At 70.7% G+C, this 25,673-nt stretch carries 19 protein-coding genes and 1 pseudogene; 13 read left to right on the forward strand and 7 right to left on the reverse strand.

Translation table 11 applies throughout. The features are described from left to right. Positions 1-96: 96 nt before the first annotated feature. A pseudogene (locus tag ACH4YP_RS05140) lies at positions 97-510 on the forward strand (SDR family oxidoreductase); the annotation flags it as partial. Positions 511-546: 36 nt separating this feature from the next. Further along, a complete protein-coding gene (locus ACH4YP_RS05145; protein ID WP_398489484.1) occupies positions 547-1,431 on the forward strand; it encodes a helix-turn-helix transcriptional regulator in 885 nt (294 codons plus the stop codon). A 212-nt stretch (positions 1,432-1,643) separates the two neighbouring features. On the opposite strand, the gene ACH4YP_RS05150 is transcribed toward ACH4YP_RS05145, so the two are convergent. From ACH4YP_RS05150 to ACH4YP_RS05160, 3 genes are all read right to left on the reverse strand, one after another. Continuing rightward, positions 1,644-1,943 carry a DUF397 domain-containing protein gene (locus ACH4YP_RS05150; RefSeq protein WP_361061495.1) on the reverse strand — a complete coding sequence of 100 codons (300 nt, stop codon included), beginning with the start codon at positions 1,941-1,943 and terminating at the stop codon, positions 1,644-1,646. Then, on the reverse strand, positions 1,915-2,754 hold the full coding sequence (locus tag ACH4YP_RS05155) for a helix-turn-helix transcriptional regulator (protein ID WP_361061493.1): 840 nt from the start codon (positions 2,752-2,754) through the stop codon (positions 1,915-1,917). Before ACH4YP_RS05155 ends, ACH4YP_RS05150 begins: the two co-directional genes overlap by 29 nt. Before the next feature lie 360 nt (positions 2,755-3,114). Then, on the reverse strand, positions 3,115-4,620 hold the full coding sequence (locus ACH4YP_RS05160) for an MFS transporter (protein WP_398489999.1): 1,506 nt from the start codon (positions 4,618-4,620) through the stop codon (positions 3,115-3,117). A 459-nt stretch (positions 4,621-5,079) separates the two neighbouring features. Between ACH4YP_RS05160 and ACH4YP_RS05165 the strand changes: the two genes are divergently transcribed. From ACH4YP_RS05165 to mfd, 3 genes are all read left to right on the forward strand, one after another. Then, entirely contained in the window at positions 5,080-5,868 is a 789-nt protein-coding gene (locus ACH4YP_RS05165) for an ABC transporter ATP-binding protein (protein ID WP_398489486.1), read from the forward strand. Further along, positions 5,865-8,447: an ABC transporter permease gene (locus ACH4YP_RS05170; RefSeq protein ID WP_398489488.1), complete on the forward strand. Its 2,583-nt coding sequence runs from the start codon at positions 5,865-5,867 to the stop codon at positions 8,445-8,447. The genes ACH4YP_RS05165 and ACH4YP_RS05170 overlap by 4 nt, the downstream gene beginning before the upstream one ends. Before the next feature lie 478 nt (positions 8,448-8,925). Next, entirely contained in the window at positions 8,926-12,480 is a 3,555-nt protein-coding gene (gene mfd, locus ACH4YP_RS05175) for a transcription-repair coupling factor (protein ID WP_398489490.1), read from the forward strand. A gap of 43 nt (positions 12,481-12,523) precedes the next feature. On the opposite strand, the gene ACH4YP_RS05180 is transcribed toward mfd, so the two are convergent. Further along, positions 12,524-13,168: a TetR/AcrR family transcriptional regulator gene (locus ACH4YP_RS05180; protein WP_398489491.1), complete on the reverse strand. Its 645-nt coding sequence runs from the start codon at positions 13,166-13,168 to the stop codon at positions 12,524-12,526. 117 nt (positions 13,169-13,285) lie between these two features. On the opposite strand from ACH4YP_RS05180, the gene ACH4YP_RS05185 reads away from it, so the two are divergent. The 3 genes from ACH4YP_RS05185 to ACH4YP_RS05195 all read left to right on the forward strand — a co-directional run bounded on the left by ACH4YP_RS05185 (position 13,286) and on the right by ACH4YP_RS05195 (position 15,993). Continuing rightward, positions 13,286-14,188: a hypothetical protein gene (locus ACH4YP_RS05185; protein WP_398489492.1), complete on the forward strand. Its 903-nt coding sequence runs from the start codon at positions 13,286-13,288 to the stop codon at positions 14,186-14,188. 192 nt (positions 14,189-14,380) lie between these two features. Next, positions 14,381-15,106 (forward strand): HNH endonuclease family protein, encoded by a 726-nt coding sequence (locus tag ACH4YP_RS05190; protein WP_361060954.1) that lies wholly within the window; start codon positions 14,381-14,383, stop codon positions 15,104-15,106. 143 nt (positions 15,107-15,249) lie between these two features. After that, positions 15,250-15,993 (forward strand): GNAT family N-acetyltransferase, encoded by a 744-nt coding sequence (locus tag ACH4YP_RS05195; RefSeq protein WP_361060956.1) that lies wholly within the window; start codon positions 15,250-15,252, stop codon positions 15,991-15,993. Between the two features lie 240 nt (positions 15,994-16,233). Here ACH4YP_RS05195 and ACH4YP_RS05200 read toward each other — a convergent pair whose 3' ends face one another. Together ACH4YP_RS05200 and ACH4YP_RS05205 are read right to left on the reverse strand one after the other, a co-directional pair. Further along, positions 16,234-16,980 (reverse strand): hypothetical protein, encoded by a 747-nt coding sequence (locus ACH4YP_RS05200; RefSeq protein WP_398489493.1) that lies wholly within the window; start codon positions 16,978-16,980, stop codon positions 16,234-16,236. Positions 16,981-17,148: 168 nt separating this feature from the next. Then, the gene (locus ACH4YP_RS05205; protein WP_398489494.1) at positions 17,149-17,862 is read right to left on the reverse strand and encodes a hypothetical protein; all 714 of its coding nucleotides are present in this window, start codon (positions 17,860-17,862) and stop codon (positions 17,149-17,151) included. Positions 17,863-18,053: 191 nt separating this feature from the next. On the opposite strand from ACH4YP_RS05205, the gene ACH4YP_RS05210 reads away from it, so the two are divergent. The 5 genes from ACH4YP_RS05210 (at position 18,054) to ACH4YP_RS05230 (ending at position 24,359) form a co-directional block, all read left to right on the forward strand. Beyond that, entirely contained in the window at positions 18,054-20,117 is a 2,064-nt protein-coding gene (locus tag ACH4YP_RS05210; RefSeq protein WP_398489495.1) for an N-6 DNA methylase, read from the forward strand. A 175-nt stretch (positions 20,118-20,292) separates the two neighbouring features. Next, entirely contained in the window at positions 20,293-20,895 is a 603-nt protein-coding gene (locus ACH4YP_RS05215; protein WP_361060964.1) for a hypothetical protein, read from the forward strand. Between the two features lie 38 nt (positions 20,896-20,933). Then, complete coding sequence (locus ACH4YP_RS05220) at positions 20,934-22,415, forward strand: protein kinase (protein WP_361061028.1); 1,482 nt, start codon at positions 20,934-20,936, stop codon at positions 22,413-22,415. A 185-nt stretch (positions 22,416-22,600) separates the two neighbouring features. Continuing rightward, positions 22,601-23,248, forward strand: a complete 648-nt coding sequence (locus tag ACH4YP_RS05225) for a SurA N-terminal domain-containing protein (RefSeq protein ID WP_361060966.1) — start codon at positions 22,601-22,603, stop codon at positions 23,246-23,248. Positions 23,249-23,372: 124 nt separating this feature from the next. Beyond that, the gene (locus ACH4YP_RS05230) at positions 23,373-24,359 is read left to right on the forward strand and encodes a nucleoside triphosphate pyrophosphohydrolase (protein WP_398489496.1); all 987 of its coding nucleotides are present in this window, start codon (positions 23,373-23,375) and stop codon (positions 24,357-24,359) included. Positions 24,360-24,392: 33 nt separating this feature from the next. On the opposite strand, the gene ACH4YP_RS05235 is transcribed toward ACH4YP_RS05230, so the two are convergent. Then, the gene (locus tag ACH4YP_RS05235; RefSeq protein WP_398489497.1) at positions 24,393-25,613 is read right to left on the reverse strand and encodes a globin domain-containing protein; all 1,221 of its coding nucleotides are present in this window, start codon (positions 25,611-25,613) and stop codon (positions 24,393-24,395) included. Positions 25,614-25,673: the final 60 nt, after the last annotated feature.

A 25,673-nucleotide genomic window follows, 5' to 3' on the forward strand; every position in this document is an offset into this window, starting at 1 on the left:
CCCTCCGCCACACCGGCCGCGACTACCACCGGCCCCTACGAGCCCTCGGCCTCACCTGACGAACCCAGACAGATCCCGATCATGCAATGACCCTGGGTGCAGGCCTTGCTCCCGGCACTTCGTAAGGCGGGCACCGCCGATGATCCCGCGCGGATCATCAACATCGGCAGCATCGCCGCCATCCACGTCGCCGAGTCGCCCAACTACTCGTACGCCAGCAGCAAAGCGGCACTCCATCAGCTCACCAGGGTTCTTGCCAGGGAGTTGGGCCCACAGCACATCACGGTGAACGCGGTGGCACCGGGAGTGTTCCCGTCGCAGATGATGGCGACCACTCTCGATGCCGTCGGCGACACGATCGCGGCGGCGGCCCCTCTGCGCCGGCTCGGCCGCGACGACGACATGGCGGGTGCCGCCGTGTTTCTCGCCAGCCGGGCCGGGTCCTACCTCACGGGCGCCATCATCCCGGTGGACGGCGGCACCGCAACGACCGCGACGGGTATCCATTAGGCCCCGGGACGGGCTTACGGTGAGGAGATGACCGTGATGGATCTACGCACCGAGATCCGGGAGTTTCTCAGCTCACGTCGCGCCCGCATCGCACCCGAGCAGGCGGGCCTGCCCGCTTACGGCGGCAACCGCCGGGTCAAGGGTCTGCGCCGCGAGGAGGTAGCGCTCCTCGCGGGGGTGTCCGTCGACTACTACGTGCGCATGGAGCGCGGCAGCCTCGCCGGTGCCTCCGACGGCGTGCTCGACGCGTTGGTCTCTGCCTTGCAACTCGACGAAGCCGAGCGCGACCACCTGTTCCACCTCGCGCGCCAGTCCAGGGGGCCCCGCAGCCCACGCCGGCGCAGGCCCGCCGTGACGGTGCGCTCGACACTGCAGCAGGTCCTCGACGCCATCTCCGATGCGCCGGCCTGGATCGGTAACGGCCGTTATGACGTGCTCGCCATGAATCAACTCGCTCGCGCGCTGTATTCACCGGTGCTGGACGACCCGCGACGGCCCGCGAACACAGCGCGGTTCGTCTATCTGAACCCCGAGGCGGCCAGAGAACTCTTTGTCGACTACGACCAGGTTGCCCGTGACGCGGCCGCGAAGCTGCGCATGGCAGCCGGCCGCAATCCGCACGACGAGGAACTGATCGCCCTGGTCGGCGAACTGTCAACGTGCAGTGAACTGTTCCGGCAGCGGTGGGCATCTCAGGACGTGCGGCTGCACCGGTCCGGCCGCAAGCGGGTGCACCACCCGATCGTGGGCCGGCTCGACTTGGACGTCGAGTCCATGGAACTGCCCGCCGAACCCGGCCTGCACCTCAACGTCTACACCGCACCCGCGGGCACACCGACCGCCGACAACTTGGCGCTCCTGGCGTCGTGGGCGGCCACCCAACAGGCACTGGCGACCGAGCTCGAACCACACAACGGATAGTCCAACCCCTTCAGCCGTACCAGGGTCCGTCTCCCCGACCGGCGCGGATGAGACCGCCGCCGCGGCATGGGAAGACCGCATCTCGGAAGTGCCTTGTCGATCGCGCCTGATGTGGTCCTGGAAAAACCCCGTCATCGCAGGTCGCAAGGCACTTCTTCGTTTCTGGGTGAACCATCCACCAACAACAAGGACTGGAAGGCGCCGTGGGCCCTCTACGGCCTGGTTCGACCGAGCGAAGTGACGAAGGCCGTCCAGGCGGGCGCGGAGAAGGTGACGGCGGGGCCGGCCGGGTCCTTGCTGTCACGGACGGGGATGCGGGCGGGGAGGGCGGAGTCGTTCACTTCGAGGCAGGAACCGCCGCTGCCGCCGCTGTACGTGGACTTACGCCACGCCGCGTACGAGGCGGGGTCGGTGACTTCCAGGCAGGAGTCGCTGCTGCCGCCGCTGTAGCTGGACTTGTGCCAGGCGGGCAGCACCGAGGCGTCAGGGATGATGTTCGCGCTGCGCTTCATGCTCGTAATCCTCCGCGACGGACTGGACTAGGTCCAGGGACATACGGTGCGACAACGCGTCGCCCAAAGCATGATCGTAGATCTCCTGGCACTCACGCACCACGGATGGAAACTCCAGGAGCCGCCCACTGTTCACGCCTTCCGCGTACGCGATTGGCGGCAGGTCCTCGAACCACATGAGTGAGAGAAAGCCTGCCAGCAGGGCGTGGGCGCCTGCCGTGAAGGGGAGTACATGCAACCGGATACGGCGGTCCTTCCCCAACCCCACGATGTGCCGGAGCTGTTCGCACATCACTGCCGGGCCGCCGATGTAGCGGCGCAGTACGGCCTCGTCCAGGAGCGCGCAGACCTCCGGAGAGCGGAAGTTGTCGAGGATGCTGGCCCGCGCGAGGCGTGTGACGAGGAGCTTGTCACGTTGTTCGTCGCTCTTCGGCGGGTAGCCGGAGCTGAGAATCTCGCGAGCGTACGCCTCCGTTTGCAGGATTCCTGGCACCAACTTGGGGGCGTACTCCTTGATCACCGTCGCCTTGCCCTCGAACTCCAGCGCTTCCTTGAAGTGTTCCGCCACCTTCCTGCCATCCAGCGTCGGCAGGAACCGTACGAAGAACCCGCCCGTCTCCAGCACCTGATCCAGCCGACGCGCGTCATCCACGTCCGGCCGTCTGCGTCCCGCCTCGATGTGGGCGATGTGCGTGCGTGACATCACCGCCCGCTGGCTCAGCTCTTCCTGGGTGAGGCCCGCCGCCTCGCGGAGCCGCCGCAGCTCCTCGCCGTACTTCACCCGAGACTGCGGATTGTCCTCGATCGCCATCCGTGCAACTCCCGTACGTGCAGGTTTGCTTGTCACGCTCCGCTATCTGTCGAGCGTACCCACGGTGACGCCACTCTGTGTCCTGATCAACACAGACAGTGAAAGGCGGCAGCAGTGGCAGCGACGGACGAGAAAGTCCCCGGCCCGTACATCACCCTCCGGGTCTCGCGGGACAGCGGACGGACCTGGGGCCCGCGAGTGACGTACGAGCCCGCCCGTGAGGCCCCGCCGATCGAGTCGCCGACGCGCTACCCGCTGTGCCAGTGCCCCAAGTGCGGCCCGCTTGCTTGAGTTGGACCAGCGACACCGACGGCGGCACCTCGTCGCCGTCGAGGGTCGCCGGCAGCGTTGCCGTGGGCCTCAGTCCCCGGGGTTCTTGAGTACCGGGAAGCGCCTCGGCGCCACGAACAGCAGGACCAGGAAGGCGAGTCCGGCCGCGCAGGCCGCGCCGAAGTAGACGGCGTGGACGGCCTCCGCGACCGCTCGGCGCACGTGTTCGCCGGAGGCGCCCGAGTCGAGCGCCTTGGTCACCGAGTCCAGGTCGCCCGCGCCGCCGAGCCGGGCGGCCAGTACCCCGTTGGCGACCGCGCCGAAGAGGGCGGCGCCGATCGTCTGGCCGGTCTGGCGGCAGAAGAGTACGGACGCGGTGGCCGTGCCGCGCTCGGACCAGCCGACGGTCGACTGGACGCCGACGAGCAGCGGGAGTTGGAAGAGACCGAGCGCGCCGCCGAGCAGGAACATCAGGAGCGTGGGCTGCCAGGCCTCGCCGGGGTACGGGAGGAAGGGGAAGGCGAACAGGATCAGCGTGGCCGTGCCGATGCCGAGCATCGCCGTGTGGCGGAAGCCGATGCGGCGGTAGACGTGCTGGCTGAGGGCCGCCGAGACCGGCCAGCTCAACGTCCATACGGAGAGCACGAATCCGGCGGTGATCGGGGCGAGGCCGAGCACCGACTGCGCGTACGTCGGGAGGAAGACCGTCGGGGCGACCATCAGGAGGCCCAGCGCGCCGAGTGCCAGGTTCACGGCGGCGATGGTGCGGCGGCGCCAGACCCAGCCGGGGATGATCGGTTCGGCGGCCCGGCGTTCGATGAGGACGAGTGCGGCGATCAGGGCAAGTCCCGTACCGAACAAGGCCATTGAGGGCGGCGAGAGCCACGGCCAGGCCACCCCGCCCTGCACCAGGGCCGTCAGGAGTACGCCGCCGCAGGCGAAGACCGTGAGTGCGCCGGCCCAGTCGATGCGGGGGCGCTCGGCGGTCTTCCGTTCGCGCTGGGGCTCGTGGAGGTGGCGGATCAGCAGCCAGAGGGCGACCGCGCCGAGCGGCAGGTTGATGAGGAAGATCCAGCGCCAGTCGGCGTAGGCGGCGAGCACTCCGCCGAGTGCCGGGCCCGCGACCGCCGAGGTGGCCCAGACCGTGGACAGCTTGGCCTGGATCTTGGGGCGTTGTTCGAGCGGGTAGAGGTCGGCGGCGAGGGTCTGGACCGTGCCCTGGAGGGCGCCGCCGCCGAGGCCCTGGACGATCCGGAACGCGATCAGCGCGGCCATGTTCCAGGCCAGCGCGCAGAGCAGGGAGCCGAGGAGGAAGAGGATCGAGCCGGCGATCAGCACCGGCTTGCGGCCGAAGGTGTCGGAGAGCTTGCCGTAGACGGGCAGGGTGACCGTCACGGCGAGCAGATAGCCGGAGAACAGCCACGAGAAGACGGAGAAGCCGCCCAGGTCGCCGACGATCTGCGGGACGGCCGTCGACACGATCGTGGAGTCGAGCGCGGCCAGGCCCATGCAGAGCATGAGGGAGGCGACGACGGCCCGTCGGCCGCGGGCCCCGGCCCGCGCCGAGGCGGGCTCGTCCTCCTTCACGGCGGGTATCTCGGTGTCTTCCCCCTGGCCCACTGGATTCCTTCCCCCTGCATCTATCTGCCGGAGGCCACTCTCCCACTTGACCCTCACGCCGCGGGAGGGTGCAAGCTGACCGGGCTGGTGGGTGGAGGTGTCCCTGAGAGGGGCTCCACCGAGAGGTGGAGATCCCCTAGGGGGCTCTCCGTACTACGGCCCGGGGAGGGTTCGTACTGCCGGAGGAGGAGAGCGGCCGAATCGCTCCTTAACCTGGCTTTATGCCGCTGGGGGGCGGTGTACCGCACCTGCCGGGGTGGGGTTTTCCCCAGCAGAAGACTGCGCTGGGCACCAGCGCGGTGGACCACCCGCCGCCGCCAGACTTGTCGCTGTAACCGCACGGCGTGAACGAACACCGCAACCGTGCGACGAACGACCTTCACAAGAACCGCAGATCTCGTCGTCCTCAAGGGCGTCCGACTTAGGAGACATACCGTGACATCGGCTGTAACCATTCCCAGGCACGACAGCACTGGAGGACGTACGGCCGTCGCGGCACGGGCGCGGCAGGTCGTGAAGGCGTACGGGTCCGGTGAGACCCGCGTCGTCGCCCTTGACCAGGTCGACGTGGACATTTCGCGGGGCCAGTTCACCGCGATCATGGGCCCCTCGGGCTCCGGCAAGTCCACGCTGATGCACTGCCTCGCCGGGCTCGACACCGTCTCCTCCGGGCAGATCTACCTGGACGAGACCGAGATCACCGGCCTCAAGGACAAGAAGCTCACACAGCTCCGCCGGGACCGTATCGGCTTCATCTTCCAGGCGTACAACCTGCTGCCGACGCTGAGCGCGCTGGAGAACATCACGCTGCCGATGGACATCGCCGGCCGCAAGCCGGACAAGGGCTGGCTCGCCCAGGTCGTGGAGACCGTCGGGCTCAAGGACCGGCTCAAGCACCGGCCCAACCAGCTCTCCGGTGGCCAGCAGCAGCGCGTCGCCGTGGCCCGCGCCCTGGCCGCCCGGCCCGAGATCATCTTCGGTGACGAGCCGACCGGAAACCTCGACTCCCGCGCGGGCGCCGAGGTACTGGGCTTCCTGCGCCGCTCGGTCGACGAGCTGGGCCAGACCATCGTGATGGTCACGCACGACCCGGTGGCCGCCTCGTACGCGGACCGTGTGCTGTATCTCGCCGACGGCCGGATCGTCGACGAGATGTTCAAGCCCACCGCGGACGCCGTCCTGGACCGCATGAAGGACTTCGACGCCCGGGGGCGCACGTCATGACCGTCTTCAAGACCTCGATGCGCAACTTCTTCGCGCACAAGGGACGGATGGCCCTTTCGGCCGTCGCCGTCCTCCTGTCGGTGGCCTTCGTGTGCGGCACGCTCGTCTTCACCGACACGATGAACACGACCTTCGACAAGCTCTTCGCGACGACCTCGGCCGACGTCACGGTCACCCCCAAGGCGGCCAAGGCCGACGACACCCCGCAGAACGGCAAGCCGGAGTCGCTGCCCGCGTCCGCGGTTGCCCGTGCGGAGAAGGCGCAGGGCGCCAAGTCGGCCGAGGGCGCGGTCAGTTCGATGAACGTGACCGTCGTCAACAGCAAGAACAAGAACATGGGGTCCAGCACCGGCGCCCCGACGATCGCGGGCAACTGGACGAAGAACGACCTGCGTTCGATGGAGATCACCTCCGGACACGCCCCGCGCGGGCCCACCGAGGTGATGGTCGACGCCGACACCGCCGACAAGCACCACCTCAAGATGGGTGACGAGCTGCGCACCATCGCCGTCACCGGTGACTTCAAGGCGAAGATCGTCGGCATAGCCACCTTCAAGGTGACCAACCCCGGTGCCGCCGTCGTCTACTTCGACACCGCCACCGCCCAGCGCGAACTGCTCGGCGCCACCGGCCGGTTCACACAGATCAACGTCTCGGCGGCGCAGGGCGTCACCGACGCGCAGCTGAAGCAGAACGTCTCCACCACGCTCGCCGGGGCCGAGGCGGCCACCGGGGCGTACAAGGTCCAGACGCAGAAGGAGTTCTCGGACGAGAGCCGCGAGGGCGTCGGCGAGTTCATGAACGTCATCAAGTACGCCATGCTCGGCTTCGCCGGGATCGCCTTCCTGGTCGGCATCTTCCTGATCATCAACACCTTCTCGATGCTGGTCGCCCAGCGCACCCGTGAGATCGGCCTGATGCGGGCGATCGGCTCGTCCCGCAAGCAGGTCAACCGGTCCGTGCTGGTCGAGGCGCTGCTGCTCGGTGTCATCGGCTCGATCCTGGGTGTCGCCGCGGGTGTCGGTATCGCGGTCGGCCTGATGAAGCTCATGTCGATGGCGGGCATGAACCTCTCCACCGCCGACCTGACGGTGAAGGCGACGACCCCGGTCATCGGCCTGGTCCTCGGCGTCGTCGTCACGGTCCTCGCCGCCTATCTGCCCGCCCGCCGCGCGGGCAAGGTCTCCCCGATGGCCGCGCTGCGCGACGCCGGTACGCCGGCCGACGGCAAGGCCGGCTGGATCCGGGGGATCATCGGCCTCGTCCTCACGGGGTCCGGCGCCGCCGCGCTCTTCACGGCGGCCGGCGCGGACAAGGCGAGCGACGGCTCGATGATGCTCGGCGCCGGTGTGGTGCTCTCGCTGATCGGGTTCGTCATCATCGGCCCGCTGCTCGCCGGCGTCGTGGTCCGGGCCATCAGCGCGGTCCTGCTGCGCGGCTTCGGCCCCGTGGGACGGCTGGCCGAGCGGAACGCGCTGCGCAACCCGCGCCGCACCGGCGCCACCGGCGCGGCCCTGATGATCGGCCTCGCGCTGGTCGCCTGCCTCTCCGTGGTCGGCTCCTCGATGGTGGCCTCCGCGACCGACGAGCTCGACAAGTCGGTCGGCACGGACTTCATCATCCAGGGCAACCAGCGGATCGTGCCGCAGGCCGAGAAGGCCATCGAGTCGACGCCGGGCATGGCGCACGTCACCAGCTACAAGGAGGTCGACGCCAAGCTGACCTCGCCCGACGGCAAGACCGAGGACAGCGAGATGACGGCCGCGGACCCGACGTACGCGAGCGACCTGCGCCGCGAGACGACCGCCGGTGAGCTGTCGGCGGCCTACGGCAACAACGCGATGTCGCTCGGCTCCGAATACGCCAAGAAGCACGGCGTGAAGGTCGGCGACACGATGACCGTCGCCTTCAAGGGCGGCAGGACCGCCGAGCTGAAGGTCGCGGCGATCACGAACGACGACGTGGCCATCGACAAGGGCGCGCGGTACATGAGCATCGCCACGATGGAGAAGTACGTCCCGGCCGACAAGATCCCGCCGAACGACATCATGTTCGCCACGGCCAAGGAGGGCCAGGAGAAGACGGCGTACACGGCCCTGAAGAAGGCCATGGACCCGTACCCGCAGTACCAGGTCCGTGACCAGACCGACTACAAGCAGGAGCTCAAGGACCAGATCGGCCAGCTCCTGAACATGGTCTACGGCCTGCTGGCCCTCGCGATCATCGTGGCGGTCCTGGGCGTCGTGAACACCCTGGCGCTGTCGGTGGTGGAGCGGACCCGCGAGATCGGCCTGATGCGTGCCATCGGCCTCTCCCGCCGCCAGCTCCGCCGCATGATCCGGCTGGAGTCGGTCGTCATCGCCCTCTTCGGAGCGCTGCTCGGCCTCGGACTGGGCATGGGCTGGGGCGCCACCGCCCAGAAGCTCCTCGCCCTGGAGGGCCTGAAGGTCCTTGAGATCCCCTGGCCGACGATCATCGGCGTCTTCATCGGGTCGGCCTTCGTGGGACTGTTCGCCGCGCTTGTGCCCGCGTTCCGGGCGGGCCGGATGAACGTGCTGAACGCGATCGCTACGGAGTAGCCGCGGCAGTGGTGGCCGCCGTCACTGCGGCCACCACCACCGCCTCAGAGCCACCGTGGACGGGGGTCACGGGGGAAGAGAGCCCGGCACCGGCAAGTCTCCGGACTTGCGGGTGCCGGGTTGTGGCGTTTCCTCGCCCCCGCCGCCCCTACCCGTCCCGTCCCGTTCCTGGGGGCTGCCGCCCCCAGACCCCCGCTGATCGGCCTGAACGGCCTCGTCCTCAAACGCCGGACGGGCTGAATACATTGCGGCCCGGGCCGCAATGTATTCAGCCCCTCCGGCGTTTGAGGAGCGGGGGTTCGGGGGCTGGCCCCCGAGTAGTGACGGGAATGGGTAGGGGCGGCGGGGGCGGAGAAACCCCGTTATCCACAGGCGCGGGCACGGGTCACCCCAGCGTCGTACCCTGGACACCCCCGGCCCGTCAGACGTGTCGGGCGGTTCGCGTTGCTCCCTCGGATCCTCGGATGGAAACCTCTTCATGAGCCTGCACGGTCTGCTCGACGCCGTCGTCAAGGACGCCGCACTCACCGAAGCGGTGAAGGCCGCCGGCGACGGCAACCGTATGCACGTCGACCTGGTGGGCCCACCCGCGGCCCGCCCGTTCGCCGTGGCCGCGCTGGCCCGCGAGGCGGGCCGCACGGTGCTGGCCGTCACGGCCACGGGCCGGGAGGCCGAGGACCTGGCGGCGGCGCTGCGGACACTGCTCCCGGCCGACGGGGTCGCGGAGTACCCGTCCTGGGAGACGCTGCCGCACGAGCGGCTCTCCCCGCGCAGCGACACCGTGGGACGCAGGCTCGCGGTCCTCCGCAGGCTCGCGCACCCGCGCCCGGACGACCCGGAGACCGGCCCGGTCTCCGTCGTGGTCGCTCCCGTCAGATCGGTCCTCCAGCCGCAGGTCAAGGGCCTGGGCGACCTGGAGCCGGTGGCCCTGCGGACCGGCGAGAGCGCCGACCTCGGTGACGTCGTGGCGGCCCTGTCGGCAGCGGCGTACGCACGGGTCGAGCTGGTCGAGAAGCGCGGTGAGTTCGCCGTACGCGGCGGGATCCTGGACGTCTTCCCGCCCACCGAGGAGCACCCGCTGCGCGTGGAGTTCTGGGGCGACGACGTCGAGGAGATCCGTTACTTCAAGGTCGCCGACCAGCGGTCCCTGGAGGTCGCCGCGCACGGGCTGTGGGCGCCGCCCTGCCGCGAGCTGCTGCTCACGGACGACGTACGGGAGAGGGCGGCCCGCCTCGCCGAGGCCCACCCCGAGCTGGGCGAACTGCTCGGCAAGATCGCCGAGGGCATCGCGGTCGAGGGCATGGAGTCCCTCGCGCCCGTCCTCGTCGACGACATGGAACTGCTCATCGACGTCCTGCCCAAGGGCTCCATGGCCGTCGTCTGCGACCCGGAGCGGGTGCGCACGCGAGCCTCGGACCTCGTGGCGACCTCGCAGGAGTTCCTCCAGGCGTCCTGGGCGGCGACCGCGGGCGGCGGCGAGGCCCCGATCGACGTGGACGCGGCGTCCCTGTGGGGCATCGCGGACGTACGGGACCGGGCCCGCGAGCTGGACATGATGTGGTGGTCGGTGTCGCCGTTCGCGGCCGACGAGACGTTCACGTCCGCCGACGACGCGGCGGGGGACGCGGACACGCTGAAGCTCGGCATGCACGCCCCGGAGACGTACCGCGGCGACACCGCGAAGGCGCTGGCCGACACCAAGGGCTGGCTCGCGGACGGCTGGCGCACGGTGTTCGTCACCGAGGCCCACGGCCCGGCGGCCCGTACGGCCGAGGTGCTCGGCGGCGAGGGCATCGCGGCCCGCCTGGAGTCGGACCTCGCCGGGCTCGTCCCCTCCATCGTCCAGGTGGCCTGCGGTTCGATCGACTACGGATTCGTCGACCCGGCGCTGAAGCTCGCCGTGCTCACGGAGACCGACATCTCCGGCCAGAAGGCCGCCGGCAAGGACGGCGCCCGGATGCCGGCCCGCCGCCGCAAGACGATCGACCCGCTCACCCTCGAAACCGGCGACTACATCGTCCACGAGCAGCACGGCGTCGGCCGCTACATCGAGATGGTCCAGCGGACGGTCCAGGGCGCGACCCGCGAGTACCTGGTCGTCGAGTACGCGCCCGCCAAGCGCGGCCAGCCCGGCGACCGCCTCTACATCCCCACCGACCAGCTGGAACAGATCACCAAGTACGTGGGCGGCGAGGCCCCGACCCTCCACCGCCTCGGCGGCGCCGACTGGACGAAGACCAAGGCGCGCGCGAAGAAGGCGGTCAAGGAGATCGCCGCCGACCTCATCAAGCTGTACTCCGCCCGGATGGCGGCCCCCGGGCACGCCTTCGGCGGCGACACACCGTGGCAGCGCGAGCTGGAGGACGCCTTCCCGTACGTCGAGACGCCCGACCAGCTCACCACCATCGCCGAGGTCAAGGAGGACATGGAGAAGACGGTCCCGATGGACCGCCTGGTCTGTGGCGACGTGGGCTACGGCAAGACGGAGATCGCGGTCCGCGCGGCCTTCAAGGCGGTCCAGGACGGCAAGCAGGTCGCCGTCCTCGTACCGACGACGTTGCTGGTGCAGCAGCACTTCGGGACGTTCGGCGAGCGCTACTCGCAATTCCCGGTGAACGTACGGGCGTTGAGCCGCTTCCAGACGGACGCGGAGGCGAAGGCGACCCTTGAGGGCCTGCGCGAGGGTTCGGTCGACGTCGTCATCGGCACGCACCGGCTCTTCTCCGCGGAGACCAAGTTCAAGGACCTGGGGCTCGTCATCGTCGACGAGGAGCAGCGGTTCGGCGTCGAGCACAAGGAGCAGCTGAAGAAGCTGCGCGCGAACGTGGACGTACTGACGATGTCCGCGACCCCGATCCCGCGCACCCTGGAGATGGCGGTGACGGGCATCAGGGAGATGTCGACGATCACCACACCCCCGGAGGAGCGTCACCCGGTCCTGACCTTCGTCGGCCCGTACGAGGAGAAGCAGATCGGCGCGGCCGTCCGTCGCGAACTGCTCCGCGAGGGCCAGGTCTTCTACATCCACAACCGCGTCGAGTCCATCGACCGGGCGGCGTCGCGACTGCGCGAGATCATCCCGGAGGCGCGCATCGCGACGGCCCACGGCCAGATGTCGGAGACCGCCCTGGAGCAGGTCGTCGTCGACTTCTGGGAGAAGAAGTTCGACGTCCTCGTCTCCACGACGATCGTCGAGTCGGGCATCGACATCTCGAACGCGAACACGCTGATCGTGGAGCGCGGCGACAACTTCGGCCTCTCCCAACTGCACCAGCTCCGCGGCCGGGTGGGCCGTGGCCGCGAGCGCGGTTACGCGTACTTCCTCTACCCGCCGGAGAAGCCCCTCACGGAGACCGCCCACGAGCGCCTCGCCACCATCGCCCAGCACACCGAGATGGGCGCGGGCATGTACGTGGCGATGAAGGACCTGGAGATCCGCGGAGCCGGAAACCTGCTGGGCGGCGAGCAGTCGGGCCACATCGCGGGCGTCGGCTTCGACCTGTACGTACGCATGGTCGGCGAGGCCGTCGCGGACTACCGCGCCTCTCTGGAGGGCGGCGTCGTGGAGGAACCGGCGCTGGAGGTCAAGATCGAGCTCCCGGTCGACGCGCACGTCCCGCACGACTACGCCCCCGGCGAGCGGCTGCGCCTCCAGGCGTACCGCGCGATCGCCTCGGTCAACTCCGAGGAGGACGTCAAGGCCGTACGCGACGAACTCGTCGACCGCTACGGCAAGTTGCCCGAGCCGGTGGAGAACCTGCTGCTGGTGGCCGGTCTGCGGATGCTCGCGCGCGCGTGCGGTGTCGGCGAGATCGTCCTCCAGGGCAACAACATCCGCTTCGCCCCGGCGGAGTTGAGGGAGTCCCAGGAACTGCGCCTCAAGCGCCTCTATCCGGGGACCGTGATCAAGCCTGCCGCACACCAGCTGCTGGTACCCCGCCCGAAGACGGCGAAGGTCGGCGGCAAGCCGCTGGTCGGGCGGGAGTTGCTGGGGTGGACCGGGGAGTTCCTGGCTTCGATTCTGGGGTCGTGACACCCAAGTCGCTCTCCTGAAAGGCGGATCAGGAAAAGGCGGATCAGGAACTGCCCTGGAACAGCAGGCCGCTCAGGAGGCGGAAGACCTCCTCCGGGTCCTGGTCGCCCACCGGGCCGTCCAGGTTGTGGCTGAGCAGCAGTGTGGCGAAGCCGTGGGCCAGGGACCAGGCGGCCACACCGGCGAGGCGGGCGTCGGCGCCGCGGCCATCGGGCGGGACGGCCGAGACAGCGTCGCGCAGGCGCTCGCCCGCCAGGGCACGGGCCGTCGTCAGCTCCAGGTCGTTCCCGCGCAGCAGCTCCGGCGTGAACATCACCTGGAAGTGGGCCGGGTGTTCGCGGGCGAAGCGCACGTAGCGCACGCCCGCGTCCTTCAGGTTCGCGGCCTCCGTGAGCGTGGCCGCCAGCAGTCCGTAGCCCTCCGCCGCGACCGCCGTCAGCAGGCCCGTACGGTCTTTGAAGTGGTGGGCCGGCGCCGCGTGCGAGACACCCGCGCGGCGGGCCAGGTCCCGCAGGCTCAGCGCGGAGGGGCCCTCGGCGGAGATGACGTCGAGCGCGGCTGTCACGATCGCGCGGCGCAGGTCCCCGTGGTGGTAGGCGCGGCGTCCGCCGGACTTGGTGGCTGACGGTTCGGACGGTCCGGAGTGGCTGGTGGGCCCGGTGGACGGCGTGCGGGGGCTCTTCGTCATGGTCAGCAGCGTACGCCGAATCTAGGCATTGACAAGTTTGGTGTGGTCGGGCAATCTAGACAGTGTCAAGTTGTCGGACGGTCGGGGGCGACCGAAAAAGGCGAAGGGGGATACGTCATGCCTGTGGACGCGGGTGAGGCGGTGCTGGGCGGCGATGGGGTCGAGCTCGGCAGGGTGCGGCAGCTGTGGCATCTGATCGAGCCTCTGCACGCCGTGCTCTATTACGCGCCGGAGGTCTTCGAGGAGGCGGCCGCGCTCGGCTTCGACGTCGGGGAGCGCTGGCCGAGCTACTTCCCGTTGCGCGCGGCCCCGTTGGGCGCCGTCGGGAGCGAGCGTGTCGCCTCCGCCTTCTACAGCTTCAGCCCCCGCATGGTCGCCGAACACATGGATCACGCGTGGAGGAACGCCAGTCCTGGGAAGGTGCTGGCGGCGAGGGCGCGGGGCATCGACCGGGCGTACCGCGCGATATTCGGCGACCGCGTCGACAGTCCCGAGCTTGCCGAAGCCGCCGCGCTCGCCCGCCGCGCGGCCGAGTCGGTCAACACCGCCGGCCGCCCCTTGGCCGCCGCCAACGCCGAGTTGCCCTGGCCAAAAGCCCCGCATCAGCAGTTGTGGCATGCCGCGACGATCCTGCGTGAGCACCGCGGTGACGGACACCTGGCCGCGCTGCTCGTCGCGGGGCTGGACCCCGTCGAGTCGCTCGTGTCGTTCGCGGCGATAGGCGCCGCGTCCGTGGAGCGCTTCGAGAGCCGGGGGTGGAGTCCGGGGGAGTGGGCCGCGGCACGTGAACGGCTCGTGGCGCGGGGGCTGTTGAGCGAGGACGGCACCGCGCCGGACGCCGGCCGCGCCCTCCGGCAGAGGGTGGAGCGGCACACCGACGAGCTGGCCGCCGCACCCTGGCGGGCGCTGGGTCCGGACGACACCGGTCGACTCGCCGATCTGCTGGGGGAGTTCTGGGTCGCGGTCCTCGGGTCGGGGCTGCTTCCGTCGGAGACGACGTTGGGGATCGGGAAGGTGTGAGGCATCGAGGAGGTGGGGGATTCCCAACTGCCGGTCACCACCGGTGTCGCGCCGGTCGTGCACCACTTGCCCGTTGAAGTCAGACGAAGTCCGTTCGCTGCCTGTTATTGCGCCACCCTTTCGCCAGTACGGTGAGGCCCAGGGAAACCGCCCGCTCGGGGCGGACAGGGGCAAGCAAGGGGAGGGAGCGCCGTGACGCTCTGGACCAGGGTCGCCGGAGCCGCGGTACTGCTGTTCGCCGCGACCGGCTGCACCATCGCGGAGACATCGGGTTCGGCCGGCCCCGAGGACTCGGCGGGCGCGAGCGCCGGCGGAGCCGCCCTCACCGCCGTCGACGGACTGACCGTCAAGGGGCGGGCACCCATGACGGGATACGACCGCGACAAGTTCGGCAGCCCCTGGGCCGACACCGACTCGAACGGCTGCGACACCCGCGACGACGTACTCAAACGAGACCTGAAGGAGGTGAAGTACAGCGACGGCGACTGCCAGGTGAGCTCCGGGAAACTCGACCCCGACCCGTACACCGACAAGGACGTCACCTTTGTACGAGGGGGCCGCAGCGAGGTCGACATAGACCATCTCGTCGCGCTGTCGGACGCCTGGCAGAAGGGCGCCCAGAAGTGGGACGCGAGCAAGCGGATAGCGCTGGCCAACGACCCGCTGAACCTCCTCGCCGTCGACGCCGGCCGCAACCGCAGCAAGGGCGACGGGGACACGGCGACCTGGCTCCCGCCCCACAAGGCCTACCGCTGCACGTATGTGGCCCGGCAGGTGGCCGTGAAGAAGAAGTACGAGCTGTGGGTCACCGCCGCCGAGAGGGACGCCATGAAGCGGGTGCTGTCCGGCTGCCCCGGGCAGAAACTCCCCTCCGGGGGGACCTCGACGCAGGCGCCGAATAGGTTCCACGCGGGTTGAGCGGGTTGAGCGGGTTGAGCGGGTTGAGCGGGTTGAGCGGGTTGAGCGGGTTGAGCGGGGTGGCGCGAGGGGTGGGGCCGGATCCGCGCAGGCGCGGGTAAATCCGTTCCGCACCGGCCGAGTCGACGCCTACCGTGTCCCGCATGGAGCTGAAGGTGTCGAGCCTCGCCGAGCGGCCCGAGATGCACGACCAGGTGACGGGAATGGCGGACACGTGGCCCGAGTTCCTGCGCAACGACCCCGTCGGCAACGCGCACTACGGCCGCATCGCCACCGAGCTGCCGGAGTACGTGCTGTTCGCCGAGGACGAGCGCGGAGAGGTGGTCGCCCACGCCTACAGCGTGCCGTTCGCCCTCGCGGACCAGGACCGCGGCGAGCTGCCGGCGCGGGGCTGGGACGAGGTTCTGGTGTGGGCGTTCTCCGACCGGCGCCACGGCATCGCACCGGACACGGTGAGCGCGATCTCGATCGTCGTCGCCCCGCACGCCCAGGGCACGGGCCTGTCGGCCCGCATGCTCTCCGCGATGCGTGACAACGCCCGGGCCCAGGGCTTCGACGAGGTCGTCGCCCCGGTACGCCCGAGCGCGAAGCATCTGGAACCGCGTACGGAGATGGCGGAGTACGCCTTCCGGACGCGCGGCGACGGGCTGCCGCACGACCCGTGGCTGCGGGTCCACGTCCGGGCGGGCGCGCGCATCGAGGCGGTGGCGCCCGCGTCGATGACCGTGGCGGCGTCGCTCGACGAGTGGCGGGCGTGGACGGGGCTGCCCTTCGACGAGGAGGGCCAGGTCGAGGTGCCCGGCGCGCTGGTGCCGGTCCACTGCGAGCCGGGCCGCGGGTACGCGGTGTACGTCGAGCCCAACGTGTGGGTGCGGCACGCTCTTTGAGGGGCGTCCGGTGTGTCCGGTGGTCCGGTGCGTCTGGTTGGGGCGCGTCTGGCGCGTCCGGTTGGGGCGCAACCGGTGGGCCGGCGCGGCCGGGGGTGTCCTGCGGGTCCGTCGAGACGCGCGCCTGTGTCGTGTGCCTGCACGGGCGTGCCTTGAGGGCGCGCCCCTGAAGGCACGCCCCCTCGGCTTCCGTCCGCTCCGTCGGCCCCCTCGGCGTCCGACGGCCCGGGCGGTGTTCCGTCAGCCGCCCATCTCGGCCAGGTCGATGACCTTGCCCGCGGGCTTCTCGGCCGGGACCGGGGTGTCGAAGTCGCCGAAGGTGACGGTGCCCGGGTCCTCGGCGGACTTGCTGACGACCTTCAGCAGGTAGGGCTTGCCCTCGGTGGCGACGTACAGCGTGTAGGTGTCCTTGCCGTCCTTCTCGTGCAGGACGATCGCCGGGGTGCCGTCGACCGTGGTCGTCCTGCCGCGGGTGGCGTCGGAGCCGACGTCCTTGAAGTCCGCGAGCACGGTGTCGAGGTCGCAGAAGCTCGCGATGTCCTTGGCGTCCGAACCGGTCGCGGACATCTTGGTCCACTTGCCGGCCAGCATGGCCACCACTCCGTCGGTCTCCTCCTCGGACGCGCCGTCGCTCTGGGCGCGCAGGAACTTCTCGTCGTACTTCATGTAGAGGGTGTCGTCGGTCTTGACGAGGCCGGCCTTGCCCTGGCCGTTCGCGCTCATCGTGCCCGCGCACTCGCCCTTCCTGTCGAGGGCCATGTCCAGGCCGACGCGGCTGCCGTCGTCGTCCTTGATGTCGCCCTTCATGCGCAGCGACGAGGCGTTCGAGGTGGCCTTCACGGCCTGGTCGGCGATCTCGCCGCCGGTCTGCCCGGCGAACGGGCCCTTCGGCTTGCTGTCCGCCTTCTCCTCCCCGGGCAGACAGCCGGTGAGCGAGGCGGCGGCCGCGGCGGCGAGGCAGAGAGCGGCAAGTGCGGTGCGACGCATGACAGTTCCTTGACGTGTCGAGGTGAAGAGAAGAGGAGAGGCGCGCGAAGGCGCGAAGGCGCAAGGGCGCGAAGAGCGGTGGAGGACAAGGCACGCGGGCGCACCTTCGGCGGACGCGGGCGCGGGCCGGGCAGCGGGGACGGCGGCGAGTGGCGTCAGCGCTTGACGTCAGCCGGTCTTCTTCCAGTCCTTGCAGCCCGTGGTCTTGAAGTACGCGTCGCCGGCGGCGACGGTCACGACGGCCGTGCCGGACACGTTGTTGTTCGCGAGGATCGACTCCATGCCGTGCGAGGCGTCCTTGGACCGCTCCCAGTAGCAGAGGTCGTCGGTGTTGCCGGTGGACCTGTACGTGCCGGGAGCGATGTCGGCGCCGACTCTGTACATCCCGCCGTTGCCCTTGACCAGCGCGGCCGGTGTGCCGGTGGCCTTCGCGTCGACGGCCTCCCAGTCCTTGCAGCCGCTGGACTTGAAGAGCTTGTCGCCCGCCGGGATCGTCACGTAGCTGGTGCCGCTGACGTTGTCGTTGGCGAGGATCGAGTCCATCTCGCCCGAGGCGTCCTTGGAGCGTTCCCAGTAGCAGAGGTCGTCCGTGTTGCCCGTGGTCCGGTAGGTGCCGGGCTTGACGTCGGTGCCGACCTCGAAGTCGCCGTCGCCCTGGAACGCCACCTTCTTCTCGGCCTTGTCCGCCTTGGCGTCCTTCTTCGTGCCCCCGTCCCCCTCGGCGTCGGACTTCGTGCCGGACTCCCGGTCCGCGGTGGCCGCGGAGTCCTTGCCGTTGCCGCCGGAACCGCTGTCCCCGTCGTCACCCGCGTTCGCCGACACCGCGCCGATGACGACGACACCCACGACAACCCCCAGCGCGATCTTGCCCTTGGCGCCCATGACAGTCCCCTCCCCAGAGGTGACGGCCGCCGCTTTCGGCGGCCGTTCATCCGATGGGTCAATCACAGCAGAGCCTGTGAACCGAGTCAACACGATTCACAAGGATGAGTGAGTACACGGCCGTGAATCGGTGATTGCCTCGTACGTCGGTATGCTCGACGCCACACACCAGGACGAGGGGAGCCGGGCGGGTGCAGGACAACGCGACAGAGGTCACCGCTGCCGGAATCGCCAGGCTCGCCGGAGTCGGCCGGGCCGCCGTCAGCAACTGGCGCCGCCGCCACGCCGACTTCCCCAAACCCGTCGGCGGCACCGAGACCAGCCCCTCCTTCGCGCTCACCGAGGTCGAGACCTGGCTGCGCACCCAGGGCAAGCTCGCCGAAGTGCCCCTGCGTGAGCGCGTATGGCAGCAGCTCGCCGGTCATCCGGAGGGCCCGGTCACCGCCCTAGTCCACGTCGGCTGCGCGCTCCTGCTCGTCAACGACCGCCCCACGGTCTGGCTGGAGCTGAGCGCCGGCTCCGACGCGCGCCTCGCCGAACTGCTGCCCGCGACTCTCGACCAGGTCCTCACCCCGCGCTTCGGCCTGGTCCGCAAACGGGCCGTGGACACGCCGACCGCGGCCCAACTGCGCCCGTCCGCACCCCTGTTGCGCGGCGCCGCCGACCTCGCGGCCGAGCTGGGCACCCGGAAGGCGTACGAGTTCCTGCTCGGGAGGCACCTCGACGCCAACCCGCGCCAGTACACGCTCACACCGACCGGCCTGGCCGCCCTGATGACCGACCTCGCGGGCCCCGCCGGGACCGTCCTCGACCCGGCGTGCGGCACCGGCGCCCTGCTGCGCGCGGTGGCCGCCGCGCAGGGCGCGTTGGGCATCGAGGACCAGCACCTGTACGGCCAGGACAGCGCCCCCGAACTGGCCGCCCTCACCGCACTGCGCCTCGCCCTCCACGCGGAGGCCACCGTGACGACCGTGCGCACCGCCGTCGCCGACAGCCTCCGCGGCGACGCGTACGGCACCCTCAGGGCCGACGCCGTCCTCTGCCATCCGCCGTTCAACGAGCGCAACTGGGGCCACGACGAACTCGCCTACGACCCCCGCTGGGAGTACGGCTTCCCGGCCCGCACCGAGTCCGAACTGGCCTGGGTCCAGCACGCGTTGGCCCGCCTCAGGGAAGGCGGCATCGCCGTTCTCCTGATGCCCCCGGCCGCCGCGTCCCGCCGCTCCGGCCGCCGCATCCGTGCCGACCTGCTGCGCCGCGGCGCCCTGCGCGCGGTGATCGCCCTGCCGCCGGGCGCGGCACCCCCGTACAACCTCCCGCTGCACCTGTGGGTGCTGCGCAGGCCCGCCCTCACGGCGCAGCCCGCGCAGCCCGAGGTGCTGCTCGCCGACACCGGTGTGTTCACGGCCGACGGCCGCGGCGGCCTCGACTGGCAGTCCGTGCGCACCGCGGTCCTCGACGCCTGGCGCCCCTTCGACCGCACCGGTACCGCGCCCGAACAGCCGGGCCTCAGCCGTTCGGTGCCGGTCATCGAACTTCTCGACGACGACGTGGACCTCGCCCCGGCCCGCCATCTGCCGCCCCCCGCGGCCGGTGGCGGCGCCGAGCAACTGGCCGACGTACGCGACCGCCTGGGCGAGACCCTCCGCCTCACCGGCGACCTCACCCCGCCCGCGGCCGACCCGCGCCCGCCCACCCGCTGGCCGCTCACCACGATCGGCGAACTCGCGCGCGGGGGCGCACTCCAGCTGCGTACGGGCGGAAACGGCGGCCACGCGCGCGTGCCCGTTCTCACCGACCACGACGTCCTCGCCGGAACAGCGCCCTCCGGAACGTTGCCCGAGAGCGACGAGGAACCCGTCCTCACCGAGCCGGGAGACGTCGTCGTCCCCGTGCTCGGCGGCGGCGCCATCGCGCGCGTGGTCGACGCGGCGACCGCGGGCGCCGCCCTCGGCCGCAACCTCGCGCTGCTGCGGCCCGACCCGGCCGCCATCGACCCGTGGTTCCTCGCCGGCTTCCTGCGCGGCACCGCCAACAACCGCCAGGCCAGCAGCTACGCGTCCACCGCGACCCGGCTCGACGTACGCCGCCTCCAGGTGCCCCGGCTGCCACTGGACCAGCAGCGCACGTACGGCGAACGGTTCCGGGCGCTCGCCGAGTTCGAGGAGGCGCTACGGCTGGCCGGCCGCCTCGGCGAACAACTGGTGCGCGGCATGTACGACGGCCTGACGGACGGCACGGTCGAGCCCGGCTGAGACGGCTGGGACGTACGGAGCGATCAGCACGACAACGGTTCGGTACAACCCGGGACCAGTTGTCCTTGTCGGCCTATACGCTCGGACTTCCAACTCGTAGGTTCGTCCTCCGTACGACCTCCGTCCGTTGTCCGTCCGACCTTCGTCCGTCCCCATCAGGTCTCCAGGAGCAACCATGCAAGGCCACGGCCAGGCGCAGCCGGTGAAGCCGCCACCCTCGACCGGGTTGCTGGTCTTCCTGCGCGTGTTCTTCGTGGTGATCTCGGTGTGCAGCTTCGGCCTGCTCGGCTGGACGATGATGCTGCGCCTGGCACTCGTGACCCGGAAGTCGCTGGACTGGGGTCTGTTCGTGGCCACGCTCGCGGCCGAGATCCTCGGCTTCGTCCTGATCGGCACCGAGCCCGGCAAGGAGATCCACACCGTCGGCGGCTGGCTGGGCCTCGCCCTGCTCTTCGGTTCGCTCGTGGTCGTGATCTCGTACTACCTCGCGGCGGACATCAAGCACTTCCACCAGCTGAGCTACGCGCCGACGGGCTACGCACAGCACCAGCAGCCCCCGGCGCCCGTGTACGGCTACCCGCAGCAGCAGTCGCCGTACACCGCCTCGACGGGCCCGCACACCCCGGTGCCCCCGACGACGCCGACACCCCAGCCCGGCACACCGGTCCCGACCCCGCCGCCCCAGCCGCAGCGTCCCGCGCCCGCCCGGATCGACCAGGTGCGCGCCGAGCTCGACGAGCTGAGTGACTATCTCCGCAAGCACGAGGACGGCAGGTGACCGTGGCGTCGGGACGTGTGATCACCGGCCGCTACGAACTGTCCACGCTCATCGGACAGGGCGGCATGGGCCAGGTGTGGACGGCGTACGACCAGCGCCTGGACCGGCGCGTCGCCGTCAAACTGCTGCGCCCCGACAAGGTCGCGGGCGCCGAGGCCGACGAACTGCGCCGCCGCTTCGTGCGCGAGTGCCGCGTCACCGCCCAGGTCGACCACCCCGGCCTGGTCACCGTCCACGACGCGGGCAGCGAGGGCGAGGAGCTGTTCCTCGTCATGCAGTACGTCGACGGCGCCGACCTCTCCGACCACCTCGCCGAACACGACCCCTACCCCTGGCAGTGGGCCGTCTCGGTCGCCGCCCAGCTGTGCGCCGTGCTGTCCGCGGTGCACGCCGTGCCGATCGTCCACCGCGACCTCAAACCGCGGAACGTGATGGTCAAGCAGGACGGCACGGTCACCGTCCTCGACCTCGGCGTCGCGTCCGTCATGGACACGGACACCACCCGCCTCACCCACACCGGCTCACCCATCGGCTCGCCCGCCTACATGGCCCCCGAGCAGGCGATGGGCGGCGCCGTCGGGCCGTACACAGACCTGTACGCGCTCGGGGTGCTGATGCACGAACTCCTCAGCGGGGACGTGCCGTTCTCGGGCTCCACCGCCCTCGGCGTGCTCCACCGCCACCTCTACGAACCGCCCCTGCCGGTCCGCCGCCTGCGCCCCGAGGTCCCGGAGGCGCTCGAAGCCCTCGTCCTGCGGCTGCTCTCCAAGGACCCGCAGCACCGCCCGGACTCCGCCCAGGAGACGTACGAGCAACTGCTGCCGCTGCTTCCCGCGCGCGGGATCCCGTCCGGCGGCCCGCTCGACCCCACGCGCCCCTTCCTGCGCCCGCACGCCCCCTGGCCGGACCGCGCCCGGACCCCCGCGGCCCAGCCACAGGCCACCCCGGCCGCCGAGAAGCCCGACGTCGCGGGAGCCGTCGACGAGGTCAAGCGCCTCCTCGGCGAGGGCCGCATCACGCAGGCCGTCGACATCCTCGGCGGCATCCTCCCGGCCGCCGCCGCCCAGCACGGCGAGCACTCACCCGTCGTCCGCACCCTGCGCAAGCAGTACGCGGCCACGCTGCTGGACGACGGCCAGTACCGCCGCGCCCTGCCCGAACTGCGCCTCCTCGCCGACGAACGCGCCGCCGAGGCGGGCCAGGCCGACCCGCAGTCCCTGCGCTTTCGCTACGAGGCCGCCCAGTGCCTGGAACAGCTCGGCGAACCGGCCGCCGCGCTCGCCGAGTACCGCGCGCTGCTCCCGTACTACGAGAACCAGTACGTCGCCCAGGACGCCGAGCTCTCCTTCGAGGTCCGCCGCCGCATCGGCCACTTGCTGCTCGCCCTCGGCGACCGCGCCGCCGCCCACGACACACTGGCCCGCCTCCAGTACGACGTCGACCGGCTGCGGGGCCCCGGCCATCCGCTGGTCGCGGAGATCAGCCGGACCCTGCAGTGGCTGGGCCAGGTCCGCGGCTGACCACCTGCCCGCGACCACCGGCCGAGGCCACTGTGCGGCGTGTGGATGGAGACGGCCCGCGGACGGTGCCCGAAGTCCTGGCGAATCGTTGGGTCGAATGGGTGGCCGAGAGCCGGTCCCCTGCCTACCATCGATCACCGCAAGACTTTGTGCACTGCCGCACAAGCTCCCACCAGGAGGTCTCCTTGCACCGCCGCCGTCGCACCGCGTTCCTCCTTTCCGCCGCGCTCGTCACCGCGGCCCCCCTCCTCACCGCCTGCGGCAACGACGCGCATCCCGGTGCCGCGGCCGTCGTCGGCGGCGACCGCATCACCGTCTCCCAGCTGGAGAACCGGGTGAACGAGGTACGGTCCGCGCAGCAGGCGGCCACCACGGGCGAAGCGCAGTACGAACAGGCCATCGCCAAGTCCGGCGGCCTCACCCGCGACACCCTGCACGGCATGGTCCTCGACCGCGTCCTCCACCAAGCCGCACAGGACGCGGGCGTGACCGTCACCCGCAAGGAGGTCCAGCGCTTCCGCGGCGAACTGGAGAAGCAGGCGGGCGACGCGAAGGCGCTGGAAGTGGCCTGGCTCCAGCAGTACGGGGTCGCGCCCGAGCGGCTCGACGACAACCTCCGCGTCCAGATCGAGGCCCAGAAGCTCGCCGCCGCACTCGGCACGGACACCAGCCAGCCCGCCTTCTGGGAGGCGCTGTCCAAGGCCTCCAAGAAGATGGACGTCGACCTGAACCCGCGCTACGGCGACTGGGACGTGGAGAAGAGCAGCCGCGTCGACGCCAAGCTGCCCTGGCTGCGCGAGGTCACCGCGGCGGGAAACAAGGAGACGGCGTAACCGGTCCGGCCATGCCGTAACCGGTCCCGCCATGTCGTGACCGGTCCGGCCCCGTCGTGACCCTGCGCTGTTCACGGCATGTGAGCTTGCCCTGTTCACAGCACGTGACCTTGATGTCAGTGGCGTGGGTTACGTTCGGTGTGTGAACGCATCCAGCCCGGGGCGCATCGTCCTGCTCACCACCAGCCACCGAGTCGCGCCCGGCCTCCTGTCCTGGCCTGCCTGGCAGGCGCTGCACGGCGCCGACCGCGTCCTGTGCGCGGACGGCACGCACCCCCAGCTGCCGTATCTGCGCGAGGCGGGCATCCAGGTCGACGAGACCGCGCCGACCGCCGAGGACCTGGTCGACAGCTGCGCCGGCGGGCACACGGTCGTCGTCGTGGCCACCGGCGAGGGCGAACCGCGCCTGACCGACGGCCTGGCGCGGCTGGCCGGTTCCGGGCGCGTCCAGATGCCCGACCTCGAACTGCTCCCCGCGTCGTACGACCTCCCGGGCGCCCGCCTCCTCGACCTCGTCCAGGTCATGGACCGCATCCGCGCCGAGTGCCCATGGTCGTCCCAGCAGACCCACAAGGGCCTGGCGAAATACGGCATCGAGGAGGCGTACGAACTCGTCGAGGCCATCGAGGAGGGCGACCGCGACGAACTGCGCGAGGAGCTCGGCGATGTCCTGCTCCAGGTCGTCTTCCACGCCCGGATCGCCGAGGAAGGCGGCCCGGAGGACGATGACGAGCCCTTCTCCATCGACGACGTGGCGGGCGGCATCGTCACCAAGCTCATCCACCGCCACCCGCACGTCTTCGGCGACGAGACCGCCTCGACCCCCGAGGAGGTCAAGGAGCACTGGCTGCGCACCAAGGCCGTCGAGAAGCAGCGGACATCCGTGACCGAAGGCGTCCCACTCGGCCAGCCCGGCCTCGCACTCGCCGCCAAGCTGGCATCCCGCGCCCGCACGGCGGGACTTGAGGTGCCCCTGCCCCAGGGCGAGGGCGTCGGCTACGAACTACTGGCGCTGGCGGTCCACGCCGAGACGAACGGCGTGGACCCGGAGGCGGCACTCAGAGCGGCGGCGCGGGCCTACCGGGACGCGATACGGGCGAGTGAGGGCTAGGAGCGAGCCGGTCGGGCTCCCGTGCTGAGGTTCTCAGTCCGGCGCGCGCGCCGACGGGTTGTGCCAGTGCGGACGGGGCCGGTGGAGAAGCCATTCGCCCGGGCCGAGCGGGCGGGCCCGATCCCGGTCGGTGGGCGGCAGGTCGTCGCAGAAGACGCGCTCGGGGTCCGCGCCGAGAACGGGGAGGACCTCGGTGGTCTCGTCGACCAGCCCGGGCGGACCGGCCAGATAGACGTCGTGGCGGGCCCAGTTGGCCCGATTGCCCAGAGCCGTCAGCAGCCGACCGGTGGCCTGGGCTCTCGGACGGCCGGGCGCGGGCGTGATGACGGTGACGTCGAGATGCGGCAGCCGCGTGCACAACTCCCCGAGCGCGGCCCGGTCGTAGAGGTACGCCGTGTCCCGGGCGACCACGAACAGCCGTGCCTCGTCGTACGAGCCCGGCTCCCACGCCAGTTGCTCCAGCAGCGCCTTCACCGGAGCCCAGCCGGTACCCGCGGCGATGAACGTGACGGGCCGCTCCACCGGCGTACGCAGGGTCAGCCGCCCACCGGGCGCACCGAGCCGCAGGACGTCGCCCTCGCGGGTGCGGCGGACGAGCTCGGTGGACAGGACGCCGTCCTCGACGAGACTGACGTGTAAGTCGACGGTGTCGTCGGAACGCGGCGCGTTGGCGAGGGAGTAGGGGCGCCAGACGCCCGGGATCCGGGGGCTGTTGACGCTCACGTACTGGCCGGGCAGGTGGGGGAGGGGGCGGCAGGGGCGCAGCTTCAGCACGGCGAGGTCGTCCCCGTGCCTGGTACGGCCGAGCACCTCGGCGTCCCACCAGGGCGGCTCCCCCCGGCTCTCCGCCTCCCACGCGCCGTCAATCATGGCGTCCGCGATCACGGCGTACGCCTCGTCCCAGGCCTTCTCCACCTCCGTGTTCCACGCGGCCCCCGACACGGTGGCGAACGCGGCGATCAGGCTCGTGCCCACCGCCGCGTAGTGCTCCGGCCGCGCCAGATACTTCCGGTGGTCCCGCCCCAGCTCCCACAGGTACTCGTGCATCCCCGGTTCCCCCAGCCGCCCCACGACGAGCGTCAGCGCGGCGAACAGACGGTCCCGCTGACGTTCCATGTCCTGAGGGAAGTCCAGCGGGAACAGGGCGCGGACATCGGGGTGGTGCCAGAAGAGGTGCGAGTAGAAGTACTTGGCCGCGAATTCGGCTCGTCTTTCGACGACCGCGAAACTGGTCCGGAGGAGATCGGGGTCCACGGGCGCGAATGTATGGAGTCTCCGGCTCGTGGGGGCAAGGAGCAGGTGATTCAAGGACGT

The organism is Streptomyces sp. NPDC020747 (genome assembly GCF_044334695.1).
Lineage (GTDB): Bacteria > Actinomycetota > Actinomycetes > Streptomycetales > Streptomycetaceae > Streptomyces.

What these genes read in the sequence shown, in the direction of transcription:
- ACH4YP_RS05185 (WP_398489492.1), top strand. Translation starts at nt 13,286, where the DNA reads ATGCCTGTGGACGCGGGTGAGGCGGTGCTGGGCGGCGATGGGGTCGAG.
- mfd (WP_398489490.1), top strand. Translation starts at nt 8,926, where the DNA reads ATGAGCCTGCACGGTCTGCTCGACGCCGTCGTCAAGGACGCCGCACTC.
- ACH4YP_RS05170 (WP_398489488.1), top strand. Translation starts at nt 5,865, where the DNA reads ATGACCGTCTTCAAGACCTCGATGCGCAACTTCTTCGCGCACAAGGGA.
- ACH4YP_RS05200 (WP_398489493.1), bottom strand. Translation starts at nt 16,980, where the DNA reads ATGCGTCGCACCGCACTTGCCGCTCTCTGCCTCGCCGCCGCGGCCGCC.
- ACH4YP_RS05180 (WP_398489491.1), bottom strand. Translation starts at nt 13,168, where the DNA reads ATGACGAAGAGCCCCCGCACGCCGTCCACCGGGCCCACCAGCCACTCC.
- ACH4YP_RS05145 (WP_398489484.1), top strand. Translation starts at nt 547, where the DNA reads ATGGATCTACGCACCGAGATCCGGGAGTTTCTCAGCTCACGTCGCGCC.
- ACH4YP_RS05215 (WP_361060964.1), top strand. Translation starts at nt 20,293, where the DNA reads ATGCAAGGCCACGGCCAGGCGCAGCCGGTGAAGCCGCCACCCTCGACC.
- ACH4YP_RS05155 (WP_361061493.1), bottom strand. Translation starts at nt 2,754, where the DNA reads ATGGCGATCGAGGACAATCCGCAGTCTCGGGTGAAGTACGGCGAGGAG.
- ACH4YP_RS05195 (WP_361060956.1), top strand. Translation starts at nt 15,250, where the DNA reads ATGGAGCTGAAGGTGTCGAGCCTCGCCGAGCGGCCCGAGATGCACGAC.
- ACH4YP_RS05150 (WP_361061495.1), bottom strand. Translation starts at nt 1,943, where the DNA reads ATGAAGCGCAGCGCGAACATCATCCCTGACGCCTCGGTGCTGCCCGCC.
- ACH4YP_RS05205 (WP_398489494.1), bottom strand. Translation starts at nt 17,862, where the DNA reads ATGGGCGCCAAGGGCAAGATCGCGCTGGGGGTTGTCGTGGGTGTCGTC.